Origin of the sequence: Planococcus sp. NCCP-2050, from assembly GCF_023708025.1 — a bacterium.
In the GTDB taxonomy this organism is placed as follows: Bacteria; Bacillota; Bacilli; order Bacillales_A; family Planococcaceae; genus Planococcus.
Window position 1 is genome coordinate 1,243,024 of sequence record NZ_BRCX01000001.1, and the last position, 23,555, is coordinate 1,266,578.

General features: G+C 44.2%; 23 protein-coding genes. 8 read left to right on the forward strand and 15 right to left on the reverse strand.

Annotated elements, in window-relative coordinates:
* Window positions 1-97: 97 nt before the first annotated feature.
* Entirely contained in the window at window positions 98-2,245 is a 2,148-nt protein-coding gene (locus NFU07_RS06040; protein ID WP_251475830.1) for a beta-propeller domain-containing protein, read from the reverse strand.
* Between the two features lie 56 nt (window positions 2,246-2,301).
* Window positions 2,302-3,495: an alanyl-tRNA editing protein gene (locus tag NFU07_RS06045; RefSeq protein WP_251475832.1), complete on the reverse strand. Its 1,194-nt coding sequence runs from the start codon at window positions 3,493-3,495 to the stop codon at window positions 2,302-2,304.
* Window positions 3,496-3,691: 196 nt separating this feature from the next.
* Here NFU07_RS06045 and NFU07_RS06050 point away from each other — a divergent pair, with 196 nt between their 5' ends.
* Window positions 3,692-4,603 (forward strand): diacylglycerol/lipid kinase family protein, encoded by a 912-nt coding sequence (locus NFU07_RS06050; RefSeq protein WP_251475834.1) that lies wholly within the window; start codon window positions 3,692-3,694, stop codon window positions 4,601-4,603.
* A gap of 31 nt (window positions 4,604-4,634) precedes the next feature.
* Here the strand turns inward: NFU07_RS06050 and NFU07_RS06055 are convergent, their stop codons facing one another.
* The 3 genes from NFU07_RS06055 to NFU07_RS06065 are packed head-to-tail and all read right to left on the reverse strand — an operon-like array spanning window position 4,635 to window position 8,519.
* Complete coding sequence (locus tag NFU07_RS06055; RefSeq protein WP_251475836.1) at window positions 4,635-5,828, reverse strand: acyl-CoA dehydrogenase family protein; 1,194 nt, start codon at window positions 5,826-5,828, stop codon at window positions 4,635-4,637.
* A 22-nt stretch (window positions 5,829-5,850) separates the two neighbouring features.
* Window positions 5,851-7,017 carry a saccharopine dehydrogenase family protein gene (locus tag NFU07_RS06060; protein WP_251475838.1) on the reverse strand — a complete coding sequence of 389 codons (1,167 nt, stop codon included), beginning with the start codon at window positions 7,015-7,017 and terminating at the stop codon, window positions 5,851-5,853.
* A 20-nt stretch (window positions 7,018-7,037) separates the two neighbouring features.
* Window positions 7,038-8,519 carry an aldehyde dehydrogenase family protein gene (locus tag NFU07_RS06065; protein ID WP_251475840.1) on the reverse strand — a complete coding sequence of 494 codons (1,482 nt, stop codon included), beginning with the start codon at window positions 8,517-8,519 and terminating at the stop codon, window positions 7,038-7,040.
* A gap of 251 nt (window positions 8,520-8,770) precedes the next feature.
* Between NFU07_RS06065 and NFU07_RS06070 the strand changes: the two genes are divergently transcribed.
* Window positions 8,771-9,631: a MerR family transcriptional regulator gene (locus tag NFU07_RS06070; RefSeq protein WP_251475842.1), complete on the forward strand. Its 861-nt coding sequence runs from the start codon at window positions 8,771-8,773 to the stop codon at window positions 9,629-9,631.
* 218 nt (window positions 9,632-9,849) lie between these two features.
* Here the strand turns inward: NFU07_RS06070 and trhO are convergent, their stop codons facing one another.
* The 4 genes from trhO to NFU07_RS06090 all read right to left on the reverse strand — a co-directional run bounded on the left by trhO (window position 9,850) and on the right by NFU07_RS06090 (window position 13,728).
* A complete protein-coding gene (gene trhO, locus NFU07_RS06075) occupies window positions 9,850-10,812 on the reverse strand; it encodes an oxygen-dependent tRNA uridine(34) hydroxylase TrhO (RefSeq protein ID WP_235197181.1) in 963 nt (320 codons plus the stop codon).
* Window positions 10,813-10,976: 164 nt separating this feature from the next.
* Window positions 10,977-11,927 (reverse strand): 2-hydroxyacid dehydrogenase, encoded by a 951-nt coding sequence (locus NFU07_RS06080; RefSeq protein ID WP_251475844.1) that lies wholly within the window; start codon window positions 11,925-11,927, stop codon window positions 10,977-10,979.
* An 84-nt stretch (window positions 11,928-12,011) separates the two neighbouring features.
* A complete protein-coding gene (locus tag NFU07_RS06085) occupies window positions 12,012-12,629 on the reverse strand; it encodes a DedA family protein (protein ID WP_251475846.1) in 618 nt (205 codons plus the stop codon).
* A gap of 13 nt (window positions 12,630-12,642) precedes the next feature.
* Window positions 12,643-13,728: a metallophosphoesterase gene (locus NFU07_RS06090; RefSeq protein WP_251475848.1), complete on the reverse strand. Its 1,086-nt coding sequence runs from the start codon at window positions 13,726-13,728 to the stop codon at window positions 12,643-12,645.
* A 174-nt stretch (window positions 13,729-13,902) separates the two neighbouring features.
* On the opposite strand from NFU07_RS06090, the gene NFU07_RS06095 reads away from it, so the two are divergent.
* The 5 genes from NFU07_RS06095 to NFU07_RS06115 all read left to right on the forward strand — a co-directional run bounded on the left by NFU07_RS06095 (window position 13,903) and on the right by NFU07_RS06115 (window position 17,309).
* Window positions 13,903-14,244 (forward strand): lmo0954 family membrane protein, encoded by a 342-nt coding sequence (locus tag NFU07_RS06095; protein WP_251475849.1) that lies wholly within the window; start codon window positions 13,903-13,905, stop codon window positions 14,242-14,244.
* 12 nt (window positions 14,245-14,256) lie between these two features.
* Window positions 14,257-14,895, forward strand: a complete 639-nt coding sequence (locus NFU07_RS06100) for a PspA/IM30 family protein (RefSeq protein ID WP_251475851.1) — start codon at window positions 14,257-14,259, stop codon at window positions 14,893-14,895.
* Window positions 14,896-14,960: 65 nt separating this feature from the next.
* Window positions 14,961-15,656: a cell wall-active antibiotics response protein LiaF gene (liaF, locus tag NFU07_RS06105; RefSeq protein WP_251475852.1), complete on the forward strand. Its 696-nt coding sequence runs from the start codon at window positions 14,961-14,963 to the stop codon at window positions 15,654-15,656.
* Window positions 15,653-16,696, forward strand: coding sequence for a sensor histidine kinase (locus tag NFU07_RS06110; protein ID WP_251475854.1), 1,044 nt, complete (start codon window positions 15,653-15,655; stop codon window positions 16,694-16,696). The genes liaF and NFU07_RS06110 overlap by 4 nt, the downstream gene beginning before the upstream one ends.
* Entirely contained in the window at window positions 16,674-17,309 is a 636-nt protein-coding gene (locus tag NFU07_RS06115; protein ID WP_251475856.1) for a response regulator transcription factor, read from the forward strand. The genes NFU07_RS06110 and NFU07_RS06115 overlap by 23 nt, the downstream gene beginning before the upstream one ends.
* 34 nt (window positions 17,310-17,343) lie before the next feature.
* On the opposite strand, the gene NFU07_RS06120 is transcribed toward NFU07_RS06115, so the two are convergent.
* The 4 genes from NFU07_RS06120 to NFU07_RS06135 form a co-directional block, all read right to left on the reverse strand.
* A complete protein-coding gene (locus tag NFU07_RS06120) occupies window positions 17,344-19,497 on the reverse strand; it encodes a sensor histidine kinase (protein ID WP_251475858.1) in 2,154 nt (717 codons plus the stop codon).
* Window position 19,498: 1 nt separating this feature from the next.
* Window positions 19,499-19,660: a hypothetical protein gene (locus tag NFU07_RS06125; RefSeq protein ID WP_235197191.1), complete on the reverse strand. Its 162-nt coding sequence runs from the start codon at window positions 19,658-19,660 to the stop codon at window positions 19,499-19,501.
* The gene (locus NFU07_RS06130; RefSeq protein WP_251475860.1) at window positions 19,638-20,330 is read right to left on the reverse strand and encodes a response regulator transcription factor; all 693 of its coding nucleotides are present in this window, start codon (window positions 20,328-20,330) and stop codon (window positions 19,638-19,640) included. Before NFU07_RS06130 ends, NFU07_RS06125 begins: the two co-directional genes overlap by 23 nt.
* A 358-nt stretch (window positions 20,331-20,688) precedes the next feature.
* Window positions 20,689-21,564: an EamA family transporter gene (locus tag NFU07_RS06135; protein ID WP_251475862.1), complete on the reverse strand. Its 876-nt coding sequence runs from the start codon at window positions 21,562-21,564 to the stop codon at window positions 20,689-20,691.
* A gap of 109 nt (window positions 21,565-21,673) precedes the next feature.
* Between NFU07_RS06135 and NFU07_RS06140 the strand changes: the two genes are divergently transcribed.
* Entirely contained in the window at window positions 21,674-21,904 is a 231-nt protein-coding gene (locus NFU07_RS06140) for a helix-turn-helix domain-containing protein (protein ID WP_052650566.1), read from the forward strand.
* A 46-nt stretch (window positions 21,905-21,950) separates the two neighbouring features.
* Here NFU07_RS06140 and NFU07_RS06145 read toward each other — a convergent pair whose 3' ends face one another.
* Window positions 21,951-22,604 (reverse strand): DUF4309 domain-containing protein, encoded by a 654-nt coding sequence (locus NFU07_RS06145; RefSeq protein WP_251475864.1) that lies wholly within the window; start codon window positions 22,602-22,604, stop codon window positions 21,951-21,953.
* 142 nt (window positions 22,605-22,746) lie between these two features.
* A complete protein-coding gene (locus NFU07_RS06150) occupies window positions 22,747-23,529 on the reverse strand; it encodes a hypothetical protein (RefSeq protein WP_251475866.1) in 783 nt (260 codons plus the stop codon).
* Window positions 23,530-23,555 lie beyond the last annotated feature (26 nt).

Sequence of the window (23,555 nt, forward strand, 5' to 3'; positions counted from 1 at the left end):
ATCCCTCCATTTTTCAGAATACTTCACTTCTTCCCTATTTCGTATAAAAAAAAACGTCAAAAAAAGCACAGGGGCATCTTTTCTTCCCCCGTGCTGCTTATTTATAGCTTAAAGTTTGAATTAAGTTGAAATCATTCAACCCATAGCTGGTGATTTCACTATTCGCGATTGTATACAAACTGTCGTCAATATAAAGGAGGCGTTGTACGCTCGTTTCCCAATCTTCATATTGCATTGTGGAATCTTTTATCAAATCGGCTGCTTTTTCAATTCCTTCTGGTGTGATGGTAAAGAGCATTGCTCCCGAACCTTTGAATAAAATGGAGTCGTTTTCGCCTTCTGTATATTCTGCAACCGGGAATCCGTAAAGATTGGATTCTTTATGAGTGAATAAGGCTTTATGGTCATATTGCAAGGGCGAATACGTTCCCGGACCTCCAATGATTTCTGTATCTTTTTCTAATGGATTGCTGAAATCGCTGACATCGAATAAAGAAATCTTCATGCCGCCTGTAACAACCCTCGGCTCTTCGCCTTTGACCGGTTCGAGTTTTGTGTCATAGCCGAAGCCGATCAAATGATTTTCATCCAAGGGGTGAAGATAGTTTGAAAATCCAGGAATTTTCAATTCGCCTAGCACTTTAGGTGAAGACGGGGCTGATACATCAATGACGAATAAAGGATCCGTTTCTTTAAATGTGACCATATACGCTTTATCTCCCATGAAACGGGCCGAGTAGATTCGTTCCCCTTGTGCTAAATCCTCTACAGATCCAATTTGCTTCATGCCTCCGTCCAATACGAATAAGTGATTTTTAGAAGGTGCTGCCTCATCCCAGGCAAATCCTTCCGTCGTGACCACTCGGAAATAGCCATTATACTCATCCATTGAAAATTGATTCAGCAACGTTCCTGCAACTTCATTGGAAGCAACAAATGTTACGCTTTCTCCTTCCAGATGAAATTTGAAGATTTCCGTATTGGCTGATTGCGGCTGCCACACGGACATATCCGGGCTATCGTCTTGTTCTGCTTCATCAATCGGCATATAAACGGAAGCCGTAATATAGAGATTTTCGGCATTCATGTACATTTGTTCACTTCCACCTAAATAGGCTTCGGTCGAAATGGAGTTTTCGGTTGGGTTCGTTAAATCGATCGCGGTTATGACACTGTAATTGCCTTCCATCGTTCCCGGGAGGATGGATAAATTTTCATAAGGCAATGGCTGCATTTCCTCGTCTTTATTGGAATCGTAATGGTGAGGACGCAATTCCGGATCTTCCTGCTCTTCCATGATCCAATAATCCGGATAGACATTCGTTACAAAATACAGCATCTCTCCTGTCAACCGCGCGCCATTTATGTTGCCTTCAGTTCCGAATTCACGAATTAACTGCGGAGATGCGGGATTTTCAATATCATACAAATAGACAGAAGTCAGGCCGATATGTGGCTGATAATCATTGATTTTGCCTTCGGTCGGTAAAACAGAATACTGACTCCCTAATACGACAAGCGTGTTTTCAGACAAAAACAATTGCTGAGGATACATATCTTTCTTAAACAGGAGTTTGGCTGCTACGCTCATTTCTGCCGGATTTCTGACATCCGATATCACTACTGATGAATCGCTGATTGAATAAACGAAAGAGCCGTCCGTTTTCACAAGATCTGCCTCATCTACCCCTTCTACTTGATTGTTCGTAGACGAAAAATCACCGCTCTCGCCGCCAGCAGCATCTGCCGAACTGGATTCTTCGGTAGCCATGGAGTCTGTTGAGCCGCTAACAGCCCCACTTCCATCACTTTGCTGCTGCAATTCAAGCAAGCGGGCAAAATACGCTTTCAATTCATCTTCATTTGAAAGGTTCTTCAATTCTTCCTGCACGACAAAAGAAACTTCTGACAGAGCCAAACTCTTCAATAAGCTTCCTCTAACCGCAGCTTTTTTGATATGGAGCTTATATTCCCCCGTTGTCAGCAAAGGAATTTCAATCGTCTTGCCGTTTTCAAGAAGCGTTATTTCCGCATCGACCGGCTCTCCACTCGAATCAGTCAAGTACAAATCACCTTTTTCAATTGCATCCGGATTCAGCGGCGAAGAAAAATTCGCCTTCCATCCTTGGTCAGCCAAAGCAATCGAAGAGGCACTGACTGTCACTTTGTCCATCATAAAAGCGACAGCCAATCCAATAATCGCAACTGCAGCTGCTGCGATTAACCACACACTCCTTTTCTTCATCTTGATCCCGCCCTTTCATCCGCCTTTATCCATTAGACAGAAGTATGGCAAAAAAGTTACAGAATTCTTTGTTTTATTTCCAGAGCCTTTCGGAATGTCTCTATAAATACTTCCGGGGATTCTGCGGATTTTCCGCCGCCTTGCACAAACCCCGCATTTCCTCCGCCTTTACCATCCGTTAACGACAATAATTCAGGCAGAATTTCTTTCATATTGCCTTCAGCATTCTCTCCTTTTGCCCCGACAAAACGGATATCCTCTCCATCTATAGACAGAAATAAGAGGTAGGCATCCGGATTTTGTGCCATAACCAGACGGGCCAGCTGCTGAACTTCTTTGATGGGACGTTCATGAAAAATTTGTTCGATAACTGTTCCGGTTTCAGAAGCTAAGCTTTCGGCTTCTTTTTCAAGGAGCTGTTGCTGCAGCTCCTTCATCTTTTTCTCGTTTGCCGCTTTTTCTTTTAATAATTCTGAGGCCGCATTTCCTAATTCCGCAACCGGTGCATTCATCTGTTTGACCAATTCGTCCGTTGTAGCGGCCAATAGCCGGAAATAATCCATTGCCCGATATCCGCATAAAAAGTAAATTCTCGTTCCGCCTTTTGCTTTTTCATTGCTAATAATTTTAATCAGTCCGATATCCGCTGTGTTTTTCGGATGGGTTCCTCCACATGCATTCAAATCCACTCCATCGATAGACACTAATCGGATATCGCCCTCCACAGCGGGCGGTTTCCGCAAGTTCATTCCTTGGGACTGCTCTTGTGTCACCCACTCGGTTTCAATTGGCAGATGCCGGCGAATCACATCATTCGCTTTCTTTTCAACTGCCTCAAGAGTCACCGCATCAATGGAAGGCGTATTCAAATCAATGGACACCCGCTCTTCCCCAAGATGAAAACTGGTTGTTTTCATCTGATGGAAATCATCAAAAATCGCACTCAGTACATGTTGCCCAGCATGCTGCTGCATATGGTCAAATCTTCTTTTCCAATCAATTTCAGCTTCGTACTGGCCGGGTGGAACAGGGGACTCAGTGTAATGGAGAATTTCTCCGTCTAGGGTTTGGACATCCGTTACTTGAACTTCTCCGATTCTGCCTGTGTCTGCAGGCTGGCCGCCGCCTTCAGGATAAAAGCAGGTCTGGTCCAGAACTGCATAAAAGCCAACACTGTTTTGGCCATTCCTATTCACTCTTACAATTGCCTTTTTCATTTCCGGGTCCTGATAATATAGTTTTTCAGTCATTTGAATTCCTTCTTTCCATTGAATTGAATACAGAGGCTTGAGTTTATGATTTCCTGGTTAGTGGAAAACATTCTATAAAGACAGTATGTAATCATTGCGGCAATCCGCTTTTCCATTAAAGGATGTTACCTAGTAATCAGTTGATAACTTCCATTCTGTCATCACTATATCAGGAAGCCAATTAGGAGGAAACGAAATGCCGAGATTTGAACGTTCGGTTTTATTGTATAACGGGGCGGCTGGAGCGTCCACGAACCAGGAAATTTTGCCGTTGGTTATCGGCCCACTCGCTAAAGCATCCAAGAATCTGACCTTAATCCAAACTGAAACAAAAGAAGAATTTGAAGAAGCCTGCATCAGGCATGCGGATTCTGCCGATGTACTTTTCGTCGCAGGCGGCGACGGCACTGTACATTCTGCTGTCCAGGCCCTCTGCTATCTCGAAAATGCGCCGATTTTGGGAATTTTGCCTGGAGGGACATGCAATGACTTTGCGCGCACATTGGATATTCCACTTGCACTTGATGAAGCTGCGCAAGCTTTAGCTGATGGGGAAATTAAGAACGTGGATATCGCTTTAGCCAACAATCATTCGTTCTTGAATTTTGCGGGCATCGGCTTGATCACTGACGCTTCATCGAATATTGATCCAAATTTAAAAGAACGCTATGGAAAACTTAGCTATTTCATGAGTGCCTTGCAAATGATGAGACAAGCTGAAAGTTTTGTAGTCAATTTGGAAATTGACGGTATCCACTACAGCGAAAATGCAGTTCTCGTTTTAGTCATGAATGGTAAATCCATCGGCACCCATGCGCTTCCTTTAGCCGAGATCGATCCAACAGATGGACTGCTCGATATCTTTGTCATTCAAACATCCTCCATTGCAGCAATTCGTGAATGGTTCTCGCTTTCTCAACCCGATATTACTGCAGATGAACTGGAGCATATCACCCATTTCAAAGGGAAAGATATTGTTCTCAAAACAGAGACGGATATGGATGTGGATACAGACGGGGAGATTTATCTCAAAACTCCTTTAGAAATAAAGATTCAGCCTCAAAATATAAAAATGCTTGTCCCCAAAGTGCAGGAACAAGCATTTTAAGAAAAACCGGCCATTCGAGTGGCCGGTTTTTTCAATCTTCAAATGGCCAAGCTGGCAGCATCTGATTCAGTTTTCGGTCTTCGCGCTTTCCGAGCACGTAATCCGCTTGCATTAAGGTATGGATTTCACGCGTTCCTTCATAAATTACCGGAGCTTTTGAATTTCGCAGGAACCGAGCAACCGGGTATTCATCCGAATAGCCGTATGCGCCATGGATCTGCACAGCATCATCAGCTGCCTGATTGGCAAAATCACAAGCCTGCCACTTAGCGAGTGAAGTCTCTCGCGTATTCCGGATTCCTTTGTTCTTCATTTCACCCGCTCTGTAGACGAGTAAGCGGCTCATCTGAAAACCAGCTTCCATTTTAGCAATCATTTGCTGGACCAATTGATGTTCACCAATCGGCTTGCCGAATGTCGAACGCGACTGGCAATACTTCACGCTTTCTTCAATGCATGCCATCAATAAGCCGCAAGCTCCTGCCGCGACGGTAAAGCGGCCATTATCCAATGAAGCCATAGCAATTTTAAAACCTTCCCCTTCTTCGCCAAGGCGGTTGCCGACAGGAATTCGCACATCTTCAAAGAAAAGTTCCCCTGTATTGCCCGAGCGTATACCGTATTTTCCCTTGATCGCTTTTGATGAAAACCCTTCTCTTGAACGCTCGACGATAAAAGCGCTGATTCCTTTATGCTTCAATGATTTATCGGTATATGCGAAAACGATAAAATGATCGGCCACATCACATAAAGAAATCCAGGTTTTTTGGCCGTTTAAAATATATTCATCGCCTTCGCGTTTAGCAGTAGTCGAAAGCGCTGAAACGTCCGATCCGGCCCCAGGTTCAGTCAAACCGAATGCCCCGACCTTTTCGCCTTTTGCCTGTGGAACTAAAAACTGCTCTTTTTGCTCTTCAGTCCCCCATTGGAGAAGGGACATGGAATTCAAGCCGGTGTGGACAGAAACTGCAGTACGGAAAGCAGTATCTCCTCGTTCAAGCTCTTCACAAACGATCGCCAGCGAATTATAATCCATTCCGCTGCCGCCGTATTTTTCCGGGATGCATACGCCCATCAGCCCAAGATCTGCAAGCCGCTTCCAAATTGCCGGATCGAATGCGCCGCCTGTATCCCATTCAGCGATATGGGGTAAAATTTCATCATCAACAAACTTTCGGACGGTTTGCCGCAATAACACTTGTTCGGATGAAAAATCGAAATCCACAAAAGCCCTCTCCTTCCATAAGTCAGCTTTGATAAGCTGAACGATGAACCGTTTCTTTGATTTCCACACCGCGCTTTGCCATTTCCTCGATGTATTCAGCCCCCGGAACAATAAGTTCTGGCGGATAAGAACCTTTTCTGTCGATAATCCCCTCTCCGATCATCTGGGCAACTGCTGAAATCGTATAGGCAGTAGCGCGAGCCATTGCCGTCACGCCTGTTTCTTGATCTCTTACCGTAATCATTGTGTATTCAAACGTCAATGTTTCCTCATTTTTCAACCCGGAAACCAGAACCCGTAGAAGCACGGCATCCTGTTTATCGCCAAGCTCTGTAATCGGCGTGAGGACTTCCCTTAATACATCTCTCAACTTGATTTGGTTTCCGGCAATGGTAACGGTTTTATCACGATCCGTAAATCCTAAATCGACGAGGAGTTTGAATTTTTCTGCATGCCCTTTATAGCGAAGCGTCTTGTATTCCAATGTTTCTACGTCTTCAAAAGTTTCGGTCAATGTCGAAGTTCCGCCAGAAGTGTGGAATGCTTCGAGTTCGCCAAAACCTTCAAATTCGATATGTTCAATTTCAGATAATGAATCCACCTCCAGCAGTTCGCCACGGCGAATGACGTGAGAAGGATCGGTATAATGGTCAAATACGCCATCCAGTGAAAAAACATGATTGTATTCAAGCGGCGGTTCCGGATCTACCGGTATTCCACCTACATACAACTTGATGTCTTGAACTTGGTCAAGTTTGCTTGCCCCGTATCCACTCAGGATATTAATCATTCCGGGAGCTACGCCTAAATCCGGAATCAGTGTCACACCTTTGTTCTCCGCTTCTTCGTGCATACTTAGCACTGTGTCTGTTGCGCCGCCAATATGTCCGCCTAAATCGACTGAATGCACACCACATTCGATTGCCAAGCGCGCGACTTTTTCATTAAACGTATAAAACAGCGCATTGATGACGACATCCGCTTTCGAAATGACAGCCTTCAGAGCCTCATCATCATTAGCATCAAGATAAATAGCTTCGAGTTTCGCGCTGCCTAAATGTTCAACGAACAAATCAGCCTGCGCTACATTCAAATCAGCTAAATACACTTTTTCCACTTTTTCATTGGCAATCAAATCTCCTGCTGCTTGTTTCCCCATCAACCCTGCACCCAATACTGCGATTTTCATCGTCATTCCCCTTTCCGGATTCAGATATCATTATCAATTTGTGCACGCTGCAATTTCCCGCTGTAGTCGACATAGATGCTCTTCCATTCCGTAAACACGTCTAGAGCTGCGACCCCCGAATCGCGGTGGCCATTGCCTGTTCCTTTCGTGCCTCCGAACGGCAAGTGGATTTCAGCGCCGGTTGTCCCTGCGTTAATGTAGACGATGCCCGTATCCAGGTCACGCTGCGCTTTAAAGACCCGATTGACATCTGCCGTATAAATGGAACTGGACAGCCCATAAATAACGCCGTTATTCACTTCGATCGCTTCATCGAATCCATCAACTTCAATTATGGAAACGACCGGTCCGAAAATTTCTTCTTGGGCGATGCGCATTTCAGGCGTTACGTCTGTAAACAATGTCGGTGCGTAATAGTTCCCTTTATCGTAAGTCCCGCCTTTTAGCGTTTCTCCTCCGACAAGCAGTGTTGCCCCTTCCTGTTGGCCGATTTCTACATAAGAATGGATTTTCTCCAACGCTTTTTGATTGATCACCGGCCCTACTTTTACGGATTCATCTATTCCATCACCAATCGTCAATGTTTCCATTTTTTCCAAAAGACGTTTTTGCAGTTCTTCTTTTGCATCTTTATGGACAATCACCCTGCTGCAGGCCGTGCATCGCTGGCCAGCAGTTCCGAAAGCACTCCACAATATCCCTTCAACTGCCAGATCAAGGTCTGCATCTTCCATAACAATCACGGCGTTCTTTCCACCCATTTCTAGAGACACTTTCTTCAGATGGCGTCCGCCCATTTCTGCTACTTGCCGCCCTGTATCCGTAGACCCGGTAAATGAAATAACCCGAATATCCGGATGTTCGATCATTGCCGTACCAACCTCGGAACCTGCGCCAAAGACAATATTGGCAACCCCTTCCGGAAGTCCGACTTCCTCAAAAATCTTCGCCATTTCATAAGCCATCATTGGCGTTTCAGTAGCGGGCTTCCATAAGAACGTATTTCCTCCGACGATGGCAGGAAAAGATTTCCATGTGGCAATGGCTACAGGGAAATTCCAAGGAGTAATGAGACCCACAACGCCAATTGGGGCACGAACACTCATCGCGAATTTATCGGCTAGCTCTGATGGCGTGGTTTCACCAAACATCCGCCGGCCCTCACCTGCCATATAATAGGCCATATCAATTCCTTCTTGCACTTCTCCGCGTCCTTCTTCGATTACCTTGCCCATCTCTTTGGTGAGCACTTGCGCCAGATGTTCTTTTCTTTCTTTCATCAAACGGCCAATTTCGTATAAATAATCTGCTCTTTTAGGAGCAGGAACCTTAGCCCATGTTTTTTGCGCCAGCTTTGCCGCTTTAGCCGCTTCATCTACTTCGGCTTTTGTGGACATCTGAACCTGCGCTAACTCCTCACCTGTCGCTGGATTTAATACAGGCGTAAATTTCGCATTTTGTGGATCTTGCCATTTTCCATTGATAAAGTTAACCAATTTCATATTCATATCCCCTCCGCTGCAAATATATGTAACCGCTTTCATTATCATTATTTCATAAGGTACAGGAGAATCCTACCCCTTTGTAGCTAAAATTCAAAATTTTCTTTTATTTTACTGTTATGTGAATAGCCCTGCTTTTCATAAGCGTTTGGACATTTTGATGTGAACAAATAGCCATTTCTATGAAATTGCTCGAAATCTATTGACACTAACGGTGCGTCATAGTCTAATCTAAAAGAAGAGGTGATCATATGTACAAAGTACAGGAAGTGGCAAAAATTGCTGGTGTCAGTGTTCGCACACTTCACCATTACGACAGCATCGGGTTGTTGAAACCATCGAATATCGGTTCCAACCGTTACCGCTATTATAATGATGAAGATTTGCGTTTGCTCCAGCATATTTTATTTTTCAAAGAAATTGGATTCTCATTGAAAAAAATCCAGGAAATCGTTGCTGAAGGGTTCGACACTACTTACGCATTGACCACACATATTGATTTGTTGAGAAAGAAAAAAGAGCGGATTGAAAGCTTGATCAGCAGCGCTGAGCAAACTTTGCTTGAGAATGCAGGAGCAGAACCTTTGGCTAATGCAGATCGCTTTGCAGCTTTTTCCATCAAAAAAACAGACGATGACATCAAAAAATATAAACTGGCTGCAACTGAACTTGATGCGAAGCCAATTGCCGATTCTACTGTAACGGACGATGAAATAATTGAAGTTAGCGCTGAAGAGCTTACGCCTTTTGTAAACTCGCCAGTAGAACTTGAAGAGTTTATTGAAGAAACAAATTCCATTGAAGAGCCTCAACCCGAAAAGGAAGAAGAAGATTTGGAAGAAATCAACCGGGAAGGAAATCGCATCTATCAATCAGTTGCAAGTTTGATGCACCTTTCTCCGGAAGCGGCGGAAGTACAGAAAGAAATGCATGCTTATTTCACTTTGCTGAACCGCTTCTATGATTGCACGCCTAAAATGTTCCGTGGCCTTGCCGACCTTTATGCAGCTGATAGCCGTTTCGCTAATAATATTGATCAGCATGGACAAGGATTGGCAAACTATTTGAAAGAAGCGATGTACGTTTACGCTTCCATTTTGCAAGATGCGTGAGTTAATCGGGCCATGCAGCAGCTGTGGCAAAGACATCTATTGCCGGGACGGATTTCTTGATGGGGTTTATGTTGACGGTGAACTGATTTGCTTTGACTGTGCGGAAGAACAAGAACAATAAAACAGAAAAAAACGCTGCCGGATTTCGGCAGCGTTTTTCTTATTCTCCTGATATTAACAACCCGATTCGAATCTAAGCGGCTGTTTCCGCTTTTCTTTTATACTTCAGCTGTTTCTTTAATCGCATCTAACCGCTCTTGCACTTCAGCACCGGTTAACCCGTGCTCAAACGCATAACGGTTGCGTGGATGCTCGCGGCATTCGTCTGAGCAAGAACGCATATATTTGTGTTCGTTTTCTTCAGAGGCCAAAATTTTCTTATTGCATTCCGGGTTTGCACAGTTTACATAGCGTTCACATGGTTCGCCAGTAAAGTGGTCTTTCCCTACAACAACATGCTCAACTTGGTTGATTGGCACGGCAATACGCTCATCAAAGACGTACATTTGTCCATCCCAAAGCTGTCCTTTTACTTCTGGATCTTTTCCGTAAGTTGCGATGCCGCCGTGCAATTGAGCCACGTCTTCAAAGCCTTCTCTTTTCAGCCAGCCAGAGAATTTTTCACAGCGGATTCCGCCTGTGCAGTAAGTCAAAATTTTCTTGCCTTCAAACATCTCTTTGTTTTCACGGACCCATTCCGGCAAATCACGGAAGTTTTCAACATCCGGACGCACAGCGCCGCGGAAGTGGCCTAAATCATATTCGTAATCGTTGCGTGCATCTAGCACGATTGTATCCTGGTCCTGCATGCGTTTATAGAATTCTGCAGGCTCTAAATAAGTTCCCGTCAATTCATGTGGATTGATGTCTTCTTCCAATCCTAAGTGGACGATTTCCTTTTTAGGGCGTACATGCATTTTTTTGAATGCATGGCCATCAGCTGCATCTATTTTGAAAACGATATCTGAAAAGCGCGAGTCGCTCTTCAGCATTTCCATGTATGCTTCTGTTTGTTCGATTGTACCTGAACATGTACCGTTGATTCCTTCCTCGGAAACAAGGATGCGTCCTTTTAATCCAAGTTCCTTGCACGCTGCCAAATGTTCAGCTGCGAACGTTTCCGGATCTTCAATCGGCGTATATAGATAGTAAAGTAAAACATTGTGTGTATGATTTTGCATGAATCATACCCCCTATTCTTCAATTTGTCCCTTTAGCCATTTTAGGCTTTAAAAACCTAGATTATTTTACATCATAAGCCGGTAAATTTCAACTTTTACAAGATTTTGCGAATGCCCTGATAATGAAAAAACAGCTGCCCCTCGGCAGCTGTCCTTCTTGTTATTTAGCAAACTCTATTTTTGACAGAACGCCCTTCCAAGCAAGAACGGATCGCTTCGGCATTCAATGCCATCATTGCCAAACGTGTTTGAATGGCCGCACTTCCGATATGGGGAAGGACGGTCACATTCGGCAAAGTCAGAAGCGGATGGTCTAATGGCACCGGTTCCTTTTCGAAAACGTCCAGACCCGCTCCCCAAATTTTTTCAGACTTCAATGCCTCGTACAGGGCTTGCTCATCCACAATGCCGCCGCGTGCTACGTTGATCAGGCATGCCGTATCTTTCATGAGTGAAAGTTCGCGTTCGCTGATCATTCCTTTTGTCTCTTCTGTAAGCGGCGTCAGAATGACGACGAAATCCGAGTTTTGCAGAAGATCATCGAGTTCAGCATATTTTACATCTTCCAAGCTTCTTCTTGTTCTATTGTGATAAAGGACATTCATGCCAAACCCTTGACCGCGCCTAGCCACCGCTTCTCCGATCCGCCCCATGCCGATAATCCCGAGAGTGGCACCGCCGACTTGCTGCCCTGCCATACCCATAGGCGACCACGATTTCCAATCCCCAGAGCGGACTGATTTTTCCGCTTCAATAATGCGGCGCGCTGTCGCCAGCAGCAATGCAAATGTTAAGTCAGCCGTCGCTTCTGTTAGAACTTCAGGTGTATTCGTGACCATTACTCCGTGTTTCCGCGCAGCATCCAAATCGATATTATTATAGCCGACTGCTAAATTAGCAACGACTTTCAAGTTTGGTGCGGCTTCAAAAACTTCCTCATCAATCTGATTGGACAACATTGCCCATAGCGCATGCGCCTCTTTTACCTGATTTATGATCTCTTCTTTAGGAGCGGAAGTTTGATCGTCGTGCCACATTCGGACCTCATAAGAGTTCTGTAATTCTGCCACTGCCTCATCCGGCAATTTTTGTGTAATATAAATGATCGGTTTCATACAATACCTCCATTTTTTCTATTATCAAACAATTATAGCAACTAAAAAAACTGCCGGCAAACGCCAACAGTTTTCCCAATATCTTCAATCCATTTCACGAGTTCTTATTTTTTTGAAATAATACCAAACTACTGCAATCGCGAAAAGAGCAATTGCAGCGTACACCACATTTGAATAGATATCCAATTGTTTTAAAATCGCTTCCCGGTTATCGCCAACCGCTTCTCCGACAAATACGAGTACAGTATTCCAAAGCAAAGTTCCAAGTGTGGTAAAGGTAAGGAACAGCCATAACTTCATATTGGACATTCCAGCAGGAATGGAAATCAGACTGCGCACGAGCGGAATCAGACGTCCGAAAAAGATGGTCCAAATTCCATATTTATCAAACCAGTGATCTGCCCGGTGGATATCTGATTTTTTCACTCTTAGCCAACTGCCGTATTTTTCGACGACTCTTTCTAAACGCTCCACATCTACCAGCAGTCCTACTCCGTATAAGATGACAGCTCCTACTACCGATCCTGCTGTGGAAGCGAGAATAACACCCAACATCGTCATATCGGTCGTAGTTGTCATAAATCCGCCTACTGTCAATATCACTTCAGAAGGAATAGGAGGAAAAACGTTTTCCAGCATGATCAGCAAGAATATCCCGATATATCCATAATCCGACATGATATCTGTAATCCATTGCTCCATTATTTCGCCCCTCTTATTTTATTTCTTTAAAGTTCATCTTGATGGACCATAACTCCGACCGGCTTCCGGTGCGAATCGGCGGACCCCAGAATCCAAAACCAGATGAAACCAGGAAATGGGTACTGCCTATTTTCCGGTAGCCGTAATCCAATTCGAAAACTTTTCGGGTAATCAAATGGTTTGGCCACATCTGCCCTTTATGAGTATGCCCGGAAATATGAAAATCTACACCCAATGGAATCGGCGTTTTTAAATCGGAAGGTGTATGATCCATAACGATCCATGGCAAATCACGATGCGGTTTTAATAATTCCAGTGCATGGCGCTTGCCGTTTGTCCGATCTTCCCTTCCGGTAATGTAAAAACGGCCACCCACTAAAATGGTTTCATCCCGCAGAATTTTCACGCCTGAACTTTCCATCAACCGCTCAAGCAATGGGATTTTCTTTCCATAATATTCATGATTTCCAAGAACGCCATAGACACCCAGTTTGGATTTCAATTTATCCATTTCCTCTTTCATTCCGTAGCGGGCATACCAAATTGGATCATCATCGACCAAATCGCCAGCCAAGAGTACCAAATCCGGATTTAACCGGTTGGCTCTATCTACAAACCGTTTTAGATGCCGCTTTCCAGATAACACCCCTAAATGGAAATCAGAACCCACGACAATCTGCAGAGGCTCCTGCTCCGGCCCTTCCACTTCAATTTCCAGTTCACGGAGAACCGGACTATAAGCCAAATAAGAGCCGATTGCAAATATAGCAGCAAATAAAATCGCTACTGAGATGCCAAGAACGAAAACTTCATTATCCATATCGATTAATAAGCCGATAATGTTGGCCAACGGAATGAGCAGAATCGCGTATTGCAAAAATGCAAACCAGTAAGATCCAATGATGGTAAATGCCAGCCATCTATGCCCGAGCCTGCCGATGAAAAAGCTGAATGCGATGAGCAGCCAAAGGACAGAAAATAGCCCGATATTCATCCAAGGGGCGATGGTTTCCACCCATAGGTATACATTCCAGCCTAAGTAGATCACTAACAGCAAATAGATGCCGAGTGCTCCTATAATAGAACTTGCTATTTTCATACGAAGTTCCTCTCTTCTTTTTTATATAGAAGCTATTATAGCATCTTACCCTTTATTCAGCCTTGCTGAGAAGCAGCTAAGCCTCAAGTCTTAGGCAAAGATGCAGTCAGGGACCGTGTTGCGAAATTCAGACCCTTGATATGATTAGGGTACAAATTGAGAGGAGGAGTTAAATTGAATAAGTTTTGGATGATTACACTCGGCGTTATCGCCGGCATTATCGTACTTTCCAATCTCGGCGCTATTGTGGGATTGGCCATCTCCGGATTGATTCTTTACATGGGCGTGCATTATTACTTGAAAAGCACGTCAACAGCAGCAAAAGTTTGGTGGGGCTTTGTCGGAGTAATCGGCGTCTTGTCTGCCATCTCGAATGTACCGGCTTTGATCGGCGTTGCCGCAGCATATGGTCTATGGATGATTTACCGCAAATGGAATGAACAGCCCGTAACCGTTGCTAAAACAAATGATCCGTTTACAAATTTCGAAAAACAATGGAACAAGCTTTCAAAATAAGGAGGAATAGAAATGACATCAATATGGGAACGTTTTAAATTTGCAGTCGCAACTGACTTGGATGCATTAGTATCCAAAAAAGAAGAAAAAAATCCACTAGCCGTGCTAAACCGCTACATCTTAGAAGCAGAAAAACAGACAACCGATACCGGAAAATGGGTGGAACGCCAAGCCCAATTAAATGTTAAACTGGACAAGGAATTGGAAGAAGCAACGACGATGCTGCAGAAACGCCAATCTCAGCTTGAACTAGCCCAAGCTTCCGGAGAAAACGATTTATCCGTTTTCGCCGAAATGGAAGTGGCTGCTTATTCAAACCGGGTGTCGGAATTGAAGCGCAGCATCTCAGAGAACTTGGAAGAATTGACGGTTCTTGAACAGCGCTACGAAGAAATGAAACATAAAGTAAAAGACATGAAAGTCAAACAGCTCCAATTGATGGGGAAAGAAAATGCGACACGCGCCCATCATCAAATGGATAAAGTGCTAAATCCGGAACTCGCTGCAGAGCGTCTAGGTTCCTATGACGATATGGCTTCCTATATTAAAAACCTGGGAGCCAAAGTGGAACAAGACCATGAACGTTCTGCCATGGAGCGCCGCTTGGAATTATTAGAAAAAAACAGCGCACAACAAAAGGAAATTGGTTAAACTAAAGTGAGAAGAAGATTACTTCTTCTCATTTTTCTGCTACAAAGAAGGGGGCAAAAACTGCGATGCGCAATTTAACTACTAACAAACAAGCGTTTTTCATCTTAAGCGCTTTATTTCTCATATTCGTGGAAGCTGCATTTTTCCAAAATGGCAGCGTGTTTTTGGTTCTTCTTGGTATCGGACTGCTCTATTATGGAATGAAAAAAAACACGAAATCCAGAAAATCGTATATCTGGACTGGCTTTATCTTAATCGGCATCTCTGTTTTGTCCATGTGGAGTTTACGCCTTCTCGTTTTCGGCGTAGCCATCTACTTATTGGTCAAGCTTTGGAAAGGTGAAGAATGGGAGCAAACCGTTCCGATTCAAGGGATGGTCGATAAAGGGCTCATCCAAAATAAATTCTTTTCGGCTCAAAGCACCCCGATTGAATCTTACGAATGGAAAGACATTCACGTCCAAGGATTTGTCGGTGATTTGCTGATTGATGCCACGCAGACCGTTTTGCCTAAAAAGACTTCTGTCATTTCCGTGCGGCAAGGATTCGGAAAAGTGAAAGTCATCCTTCCCTACGAAGTTCCCGTCCGTATTTTCTATACGACATTGCTCGGGGAAGCACGCTTTTTCACAGGAAGCAAACAGCGCATCTGGAACGGAACTGTACACGCGGAAGACGGCTTTTCAGAAGATGATAACCGTACAGAAATGATTGTCACCATCACCACCTGGATGGGAGATGTCGAGGTGATCCGCCGATGAAAAAACTTGTGCCGCGCAGTTTATTTTTCACCGCATTATTTGCAGCGATTATCTTCAGTATTTTGATCGTCTTGCTCGGCCTCCCTTCTGTTCGAACCTGGTCTGTGCTATGGGAAGATTTTGTGGCCGGCCTGCCTTTTGGCATTTGGCTGTTCGTCCTTATTTTGGCTTTATCCGGCGGCATTGCCTGGTGGACAGAATCGTTGTCGCGTTCCAAAGTCCAAGAAGTCGAGGATATCTTCCAAGCTCTCTTGAGAAATGAAGACCAAACGGTTATTGAAGCTGCCCATATGAAGACGCTTCCTGCAAATCTATCAAATTCCATTTTAAAACTGCAAAAATTGCTGGAGTCGCAGCGCAGAAGTTTGACGCGGATCTCGAACGAACGAGCTGAAACCCAAGACAAACTGATCCAAGAACGGCTCGTCATGGAGCGGCAGCGCCTTGCCCGGGAATTGCACGACTCAGTATCTCAGGAATTGTTCGCCGCATCCATGCTCTTGTCATCGATGACTGAACAGGACAATGCTTCTCCTGGCTTATTGCAGACCGAAAAAATGGTCCAGCAAGCTCAGCTTGAAATGCGTGCTTTGCTCCTCCATTTGCGGCCGGCTGCCCTACACGATAAGAGCTTGCGCCGAGGCTTATATGAACTCGTATCTGAACTCAAAGAGAAAGTCTACTTTAAAATTGAACATAAGCTGGAAGAAGTTCCTTTGCAAAAAGGGGCGGAAGACCATTTGTTCCGAATTGCCCAAGAAACTTTATCCAATACACTGCGCCATTCCAAAGCGACCGAAGTCCATATCTTATTTATCGAACGTGATGATTTTGCCATTTTACGCATACAGGATAACGGTGTCGGTTTTGAAAGCGAGCAGTCGAAGTCTACTTCTTACGGATTAAAGCATATTGAAGAGCGGGCGATCGAAATCGGGGCCACGAGCAAAATTGTCTCCGTGCCTTCTGAAGGAACCATTGTGGAAGTGAAAGTCCCTATCGAAAGGAAGATTTCCAATGATCCGAATCTTATTAGTTGATGACCATGAAATGGTGCGCATCGGCGTCTCCGCATACCTTCAATCTCAAGCGGATATGGAAGTTGCAGGAGAAGCTGCCAACGGCGAGGAAGCCGTCAAAATGGCCTTGGAACTCCGGCCTGATGTTATCTTAATGGATATGGTCATGCCGGTCATGAATGGCGCCGAAGCGACGGAAGCCATCATCCGTGAATGGCCGGAAGCGAAAATTATGATCGTGACAAGTTTCCTCGATGATGACAAAGTTTATCCGGCTTTGAAAGCGGGAGCCGTCAGCTATGTATTAAAAACATCGAAAGCTTCGCGCATTGCCGATTCCATCCGCGAAACGATGAACGGAACCCCAGTGCTTGAACCGGAAGTCATGAGCAAGATGATGAAGCAAATGCGCCATGACCGGGTATTGCATGAAGAACTGACAGACCGCGAGATGGAAATTTTGCTGCTTCTGGCAAACGGCTACACAAATCAAGAAATAGCCGATCAGCTATTCATCGCTTTAAAGACTGTCAAAACCCATGTCAGCAACCTCCTCGCAAAACTGGAGGTCCATGACCGGACCCAAGCAGTGATTTACGCTTTTCAACATAAGCTGGTCTCACCGCCGAAATAAGAAACGCCGCCTGAATCCCAGGCGGCGTTTTTCCTTACAGGCTATTAATCGACACAATCACTTTGAACAAATCTCCATCCACTTCAATTTTCATTTCCCCTCCGTGCAAGTCTACAATGGATTGGGCAATCGCCAGGCCAAGCCCCGACCCTTCCGTCTGCCGCGAGGTATCTCCGCGTTTAAAGCGTTCAAATAATTCATCTGTATTTTCTCCCAGCTCATAACGCGTAACATTTTTAATCGTAAATTCCGCTTGGCCATCCCGTTCCTGCAAATTGATATAGACACGGGTTCCAGGCATCGCATATTTAATGGCGTTCAGGATTAAATTATCGAGTACCCGCCACCATTTTTGTCCGTCTGCTTGCACGTAAATTGGGTTCTCCGGAGAAGTGACGCGGAAATCCAGTCCTGATGCTTCGATATCTTCTGCATGCTCTGCCAGCGCTTGGAGAAGCAACTGATTCAAATCGAGGCGTGTACGGTTAAGTTCCATATTGCCGCTCGCCATTTTCGAAACTTCAAACAAATCTTCAATCAAGGTTTTCAAACGCTGGGATTTCCGGTCCAGGATATTGGCGTAGGAAAGCCGCTCTTCTTCCGATAAATTCGGTGTTTTCATCAAATCCGTGTAGGTAATGATCGAAGTCAGCGGCGTACGGAGATCATGGCTGACGTTCGTGATTAATTCGGTTTTCAGCCTTTCGCTTTTTGCCTGTTCAGACATCGATAGCCTTACGCCTTCTTTCAGGCGAGTGAGCTGCCGGGCATGGTCAGCTAAAGGCGAACGGCCTCTGACGGGAATATTTTGATTTAAACGGCCGTCTGCCATTTCAGCCGTATCCCGCATCAAAATATTCAAATACCCAAAGCGGTTCATCGTAAACAAGAGAACGGGTATGCCGATGAAAAGCGTCGTTGGGATCCAGATAATGATGACTTCCCGAACAAAGACCATTGCCATCGTTCCCATTCCCCATGTGAAAACAACGAACAATAAAATCAGCATCTGTACGCCAATGGATTTTTTCAAAAATGCTTGGCTCGCCGTTTTAAAACTATTGAAAATCGAACTGTTTTTAATATCATGCTCTAAGTGGTTCCAATTTTTATAAAAATTAATCATCCAGATAATCTGAAGAATGGCTAAAGCGATAAAGACAACAGCCAGGGCAAACTGCCATGCCAAACCGCTGCCGTAGCGGAGCATATTATCAGACCAGGAATACTGCAGCATATTTATAAACTTCCCGCTGCCATACGGCAAAGCCAGAAGTAAGGTCAGAACCAATAGGAAAAGGCGTGCTTCTAACGGCAAGTTGCTCCATTTTTCATTGAGTCGCAGATCTGTGAACCAGGCTCTGTTGAAAGGCAATTTGGTCAATAGCAGCACAATCCCGCCCACAGCGAGTCCTGCCATTACATACAACATATATTTCGTGAAAATAAAATGATCAAACAGGCTGCCATTAAAAGATTCACTTAAAAGCTTACGGTCGATTTGTATAATTCCTTCAAAATTCGCATCTGATAAAGGAAGTTCAAATTCCGTGCTCTGGACTTCACTTCCGTAGAAGTACTCGGAATCCATTGAAAGAGGATTGCCAGGCGTGTATTCTTTCTTGAAATAAGGATTGTTCGTCAATTCCCCTTTTTCAAAAGTCTTGCCTGTATCTATATCTGTTAGATGATAAACGAAATAATCATAGTCTTCCTTAAAGGAAAGTTTTTGCCGGTTCAATTCCTGGATGGTTTTCTCCAATCCATTTTTCCGTTCGGCAATTATTTTTTCTTTAACCACATTGTCATCTGCAAAATTGCTGCGGATTGCCTCTATTTTATTGTCCCGCTCTTCAGTTAGAATCTTTTCTACACTGGCGTTTCCATTTGCAGTTGCTTCCTCGATATCCGTTGCATATTGATTTTGGATGCTTTGGATTTGTTCACTTAAGGTACCATAACGCGTTCGGTATTCTTCGATCTGCTCTTGTGTAACAGCTCCCACATCTTCTGCATCCAGTGGATCCAATTCCAAGGCTATCAAGCTATTTTCAAAAAAAGAAAGGTCATTGTCAAAATCAATGGTATCGAGATAGGACTTGCCAAAATAATCTTTTCCCGACTCTAACACACTGAAAGAAGCGACTAAAATGATCGCCAAGGTGATAAGCCATATCCATTTCTTCAATTTAAGCATCTCCTTTCGATAATGAACGGAGAGACGCCATCAAATCCGCTGCAGGAAAATTCAATAACAAGTCAAAGATGAAGGATAAACAATAGGCCAAACTGAATAACGCGATGATAACTGCGGCGATCGACCAAAAATCATTTTTCAATTTTGTAGCCAACGCCCCACACCACCTTCAAGTACCTTGGATTCTTTGGATCTGTTTCAATCTTTTCCCGGATTTTCCGGATATGCACGGCGACAATATTTTCTGCATTGTATGCCGGTTCGTTCCAAACCCGCTCATAAATATCGTTGATTGAAAAAACACGTCCTGCATTTGCCATCAATAATTCGGTTATTTTAAATTCAATCGGAGTCAATTTTATCGAGTCTCCGTGCAAAGTCACTTCTTTCGATTCCGAATCCAGAACCAGTCCATCAATTTCAATTCGCTGTGCTTTGTCATGGTAGGTCCCAAGAGTGACATAACGTCTGAGTTGTGATTTAACCCGGGCCACCAACTCCATCGGATGGAATGGTTTTGTCACATAATCATCCGCCCCTACAGACAAGCCATGGATTTTATCCGAATCTTCCGCTTTAGCGCTCAACATAATAATCGGGATATTCCGCTGTTCCCGAATTTTAAATGTAGCTGAAATGCCGTCTAATTTAGGCATCATGATATCTAATATGATGACGTGGACTTCATGGCTTTCTAAAAGCTCGATCGCCTCCAGGCCATTAGCAGCTTTAAGGACTTGATATCCTTCATTTTTCAAATAGATTTCAATGCCGTCTCGAATGTCCTGATCATCGTCTGTGACCAACACTGTAAAAGGAGCCATCAGTTTCACCTCTTCCGTTTATAAAGTTTATTGTAAGGTTCAATTCTTAAGCCAAGCTCAGGAAAAATATGAAGAAATTCTTAAGAAAAGCGGAAGCGCCCGTCAGCCCCGACAAGCTTAAGACGACCAGCGACGGAAATTTTGATTTCCAGAGCTGGGTGGCTTAAGACCTCGAGGGGCTGGGCGCTGGAGTCTGGACATTAAGAAAAGCGGAGCCGCCTTGCAAGCCGCGACAAGCGCTGGAAGTCTTACCTGCAATGGCGCCTTTTGCCATTGCCGGTAAGACTGAAGCGACCTCGAGCGGCTAGGCGGCGGAGTCTAGACATTAAGAAAAGCGGAAGCGCTATTACAATAGGACTTACGAAACTGAAGCTGCAGCTTTCCGCTTGCCAAAAGTTAAGATAAGAATTCCGCCTAATAACAGAGCCACCCCTATCCAAGCCGTATTGGACAACACTTCTCTGACGATGAAAACGCCGAGAATGGCAGCAGTCAGCGGTTCAGCTAAAGAAAGCGTAACTGCTGAAGAAGAAGGGATTTTTTTCAAACCAGTTGAAAATAAAAGATAGGAAATGCTTGTCGCACCGATTCCCAGATAGGCAATGACACCGAGATTCACAGGATTTCCAATGTAAGATACATCCAAAAATAATAAAAATGGGAACAAGAAACACGCACTTATCGAGAAAATAACGGCAACGGCAGGAACAGCTTCCATTTTCCTCAAGGCGCTTTTACTGACCATTGCATAGCCGGCAAAAGCGGCGCCTGCCCCCAAAGCCAGAAAGACGCCTGATAGCCGAATCGTAGAAGATTCACCGTTTATAAACAGCAGCATACAGCCTATAATGGCAGAAGCCGTAGCAAAAACCCACACTCGGTCCGGCCTGCGCTTTAACACGATCCATTCAATCATTCCCGAGAATACCGGTGCACTCCCGATTGCTACTACTGTGCCGACAGCCACTCCGGTTAATTGAACTGCCGAAAAGAAGAATGGCTGAAACAATGCCATAGCTGCCGCAGACAGGAAAACTGCCCGCCAAGGAACCTCATGAAAAACGATTTTCTTAGCTGCAACAGCAACTAACAATAGTGCGAAACCGCCTATTCCAAGCCTCAAAGCTCCGATTGTCAGCGGATGCGCTGCCCCCTCGATAAAACTTTGAGCCGTTCCCGTGGTCCCCCACAGTACAGCGGCCAGCAATACGTACATATAGGACCGAAAGTTCATCCAAAACCCTCCTGATTGCTTGCTCTTATAAGCTAGCTTACACGAATTCTAAGATTTGAGATACCACCTTTCTTCTATTATAATTAGAAGAAAAAGAGGAGATGATCATATGTATATGACAGTCCCGGAAACTGCCGCGTTTTTATCGATGCCTGAAGAACAAGTCAACCGCTATGTATTAGAAGGCCGTATTCGTGCAGTCCATGACGGTGAACAGTACTTGATCAACACCTCCCAATTCGAAACGCATTTTCAGCAATTGGAACTGGCCAAGGCAGAACTGGCTGAATGGCGGGCAACGCCTATTCCGGATGATGTTGATATTAAAGATGAAGACTGACATTTGCCTATGAGAAAAGCATCTCGCCGCAGCGGCGAGATGCTTTTTAATTGGATTTCTTCAGCAAGTTTACATGGTCAGCGGTTCCATCTTCACCTAGAATAAATTGCAATTCATAATCGCCGATCTGATAGACAATATTGGTTTCTCCCGTAGCAGAAATAGCTCTTTCCTCTTCCGGCTTACCGATTTCTTTAATTAAATCTTCTTTCGTGATCCCGCCTAAATTCGTCTGTCTTTCTACATTTGTACCAAAATACCGTGCTTCTTGCATGACCTCATTTTCATCATATTTGATTTGATAAGAAGCTTGTCCCATCGAACCGTGGTAAAAGTCAAATTCTCCTGTCTGCTCCTCGGGTTTGGAGATTTCTGCATAAACTTCTTCACGTGTGCTTTCCCCTACTGTAAACCCGGAGGCGAAGCGATAAACCACCCCTTTTTCAGCATCTTTAACAATGCCTTTTAAGGTTTCAATGGCCATTTGTTTTTGTTCGCCTGAGATTTCTTCACCTGTTTCTTCAGGCTTTTCGTCAGTAGCCCCGGCATCTTCTGTTTCATCGGTGTCGCCAGCAACCGCATTTTCTGAAGGCTCAACTAAATCCGATTGTCCTGCTTCTCCAGCAGCTTCATCGGAACAAGCAGCTAAACCGATTGCCAATACGGCCGCTGCACCCATAGTGAAAAATTTAATACGCAAAGCGTCCACGTCCTTTTATTAGAGTAACTTCCATTACATAAATAGACGTTTCAGCTAACAGAATGTCTCATTATCATTCAACTTAATGAAAATAAAAAACAGGTTGTAAATTTCACAACCCGTTTTCCAGCTTATTCTTCATTTAGAGCGGATACCGGACAAACTGTTTCTGGCTATCGATTGATTTTTTATTTTTTTCAACCATTCGTTCGAAATTCATTGCAGTCATTTTTTCATAATCTGCATGTTCTGCCATGTCCAAGTTCCGTAAATTCTTTTGCAGCATGTCAATGTTTTCAGCAATGCCTTTAACGAATTTCTGTTCTTCTTTCGTCAAACGGTCCCATCCGTCCTGCTTCTCCAAATAAGCGGCAAAAGAACGGATCTCTTCATTTTTTTCGACTAAAGTATGAAGAGTGGTGTATTGATACATACTCATCCGGTTCGCCGTTTGCTGCGTTTTGAGCACGTCTTCTTCGGTAATTCTTCCGATTTTCAGCGCTTCATCATAATAGTTTTTGTAAGCCCTTGTGTCTTCGTTGAATTTTTGCTGAAGCTCCCATAGAACAGTGAAAGCTTTCTGTCCTTCGATTACTTTCGAATCTGTTGTGGAAACTGGGATGTTTAAAGGATTGGTGTAATATTCGGTCGGGATATTCAGCCGTTCTCCACCAGCATTCAATATGCTTGAGCTCAAGTCTGCAAATAACGAAAGATTTGACTGTGCTTCCATCGCTTCTTCTCTCACTTCATCGCCCGTACTGACATAAGCCGTACCAACGACTTCATTATTTTTAGTGAATCCACCCATATAATACGGTTTTCCATTTATTTCCCAATAAACAGGATTTACGAATGCGCCTTCCGTCCACTTTTTATATTTTTTCACTTTTTTCATTAACAGTTTAGTCGTTTGATCATCCATGGTCGCCTTCATCTCCTTTGGTTGTC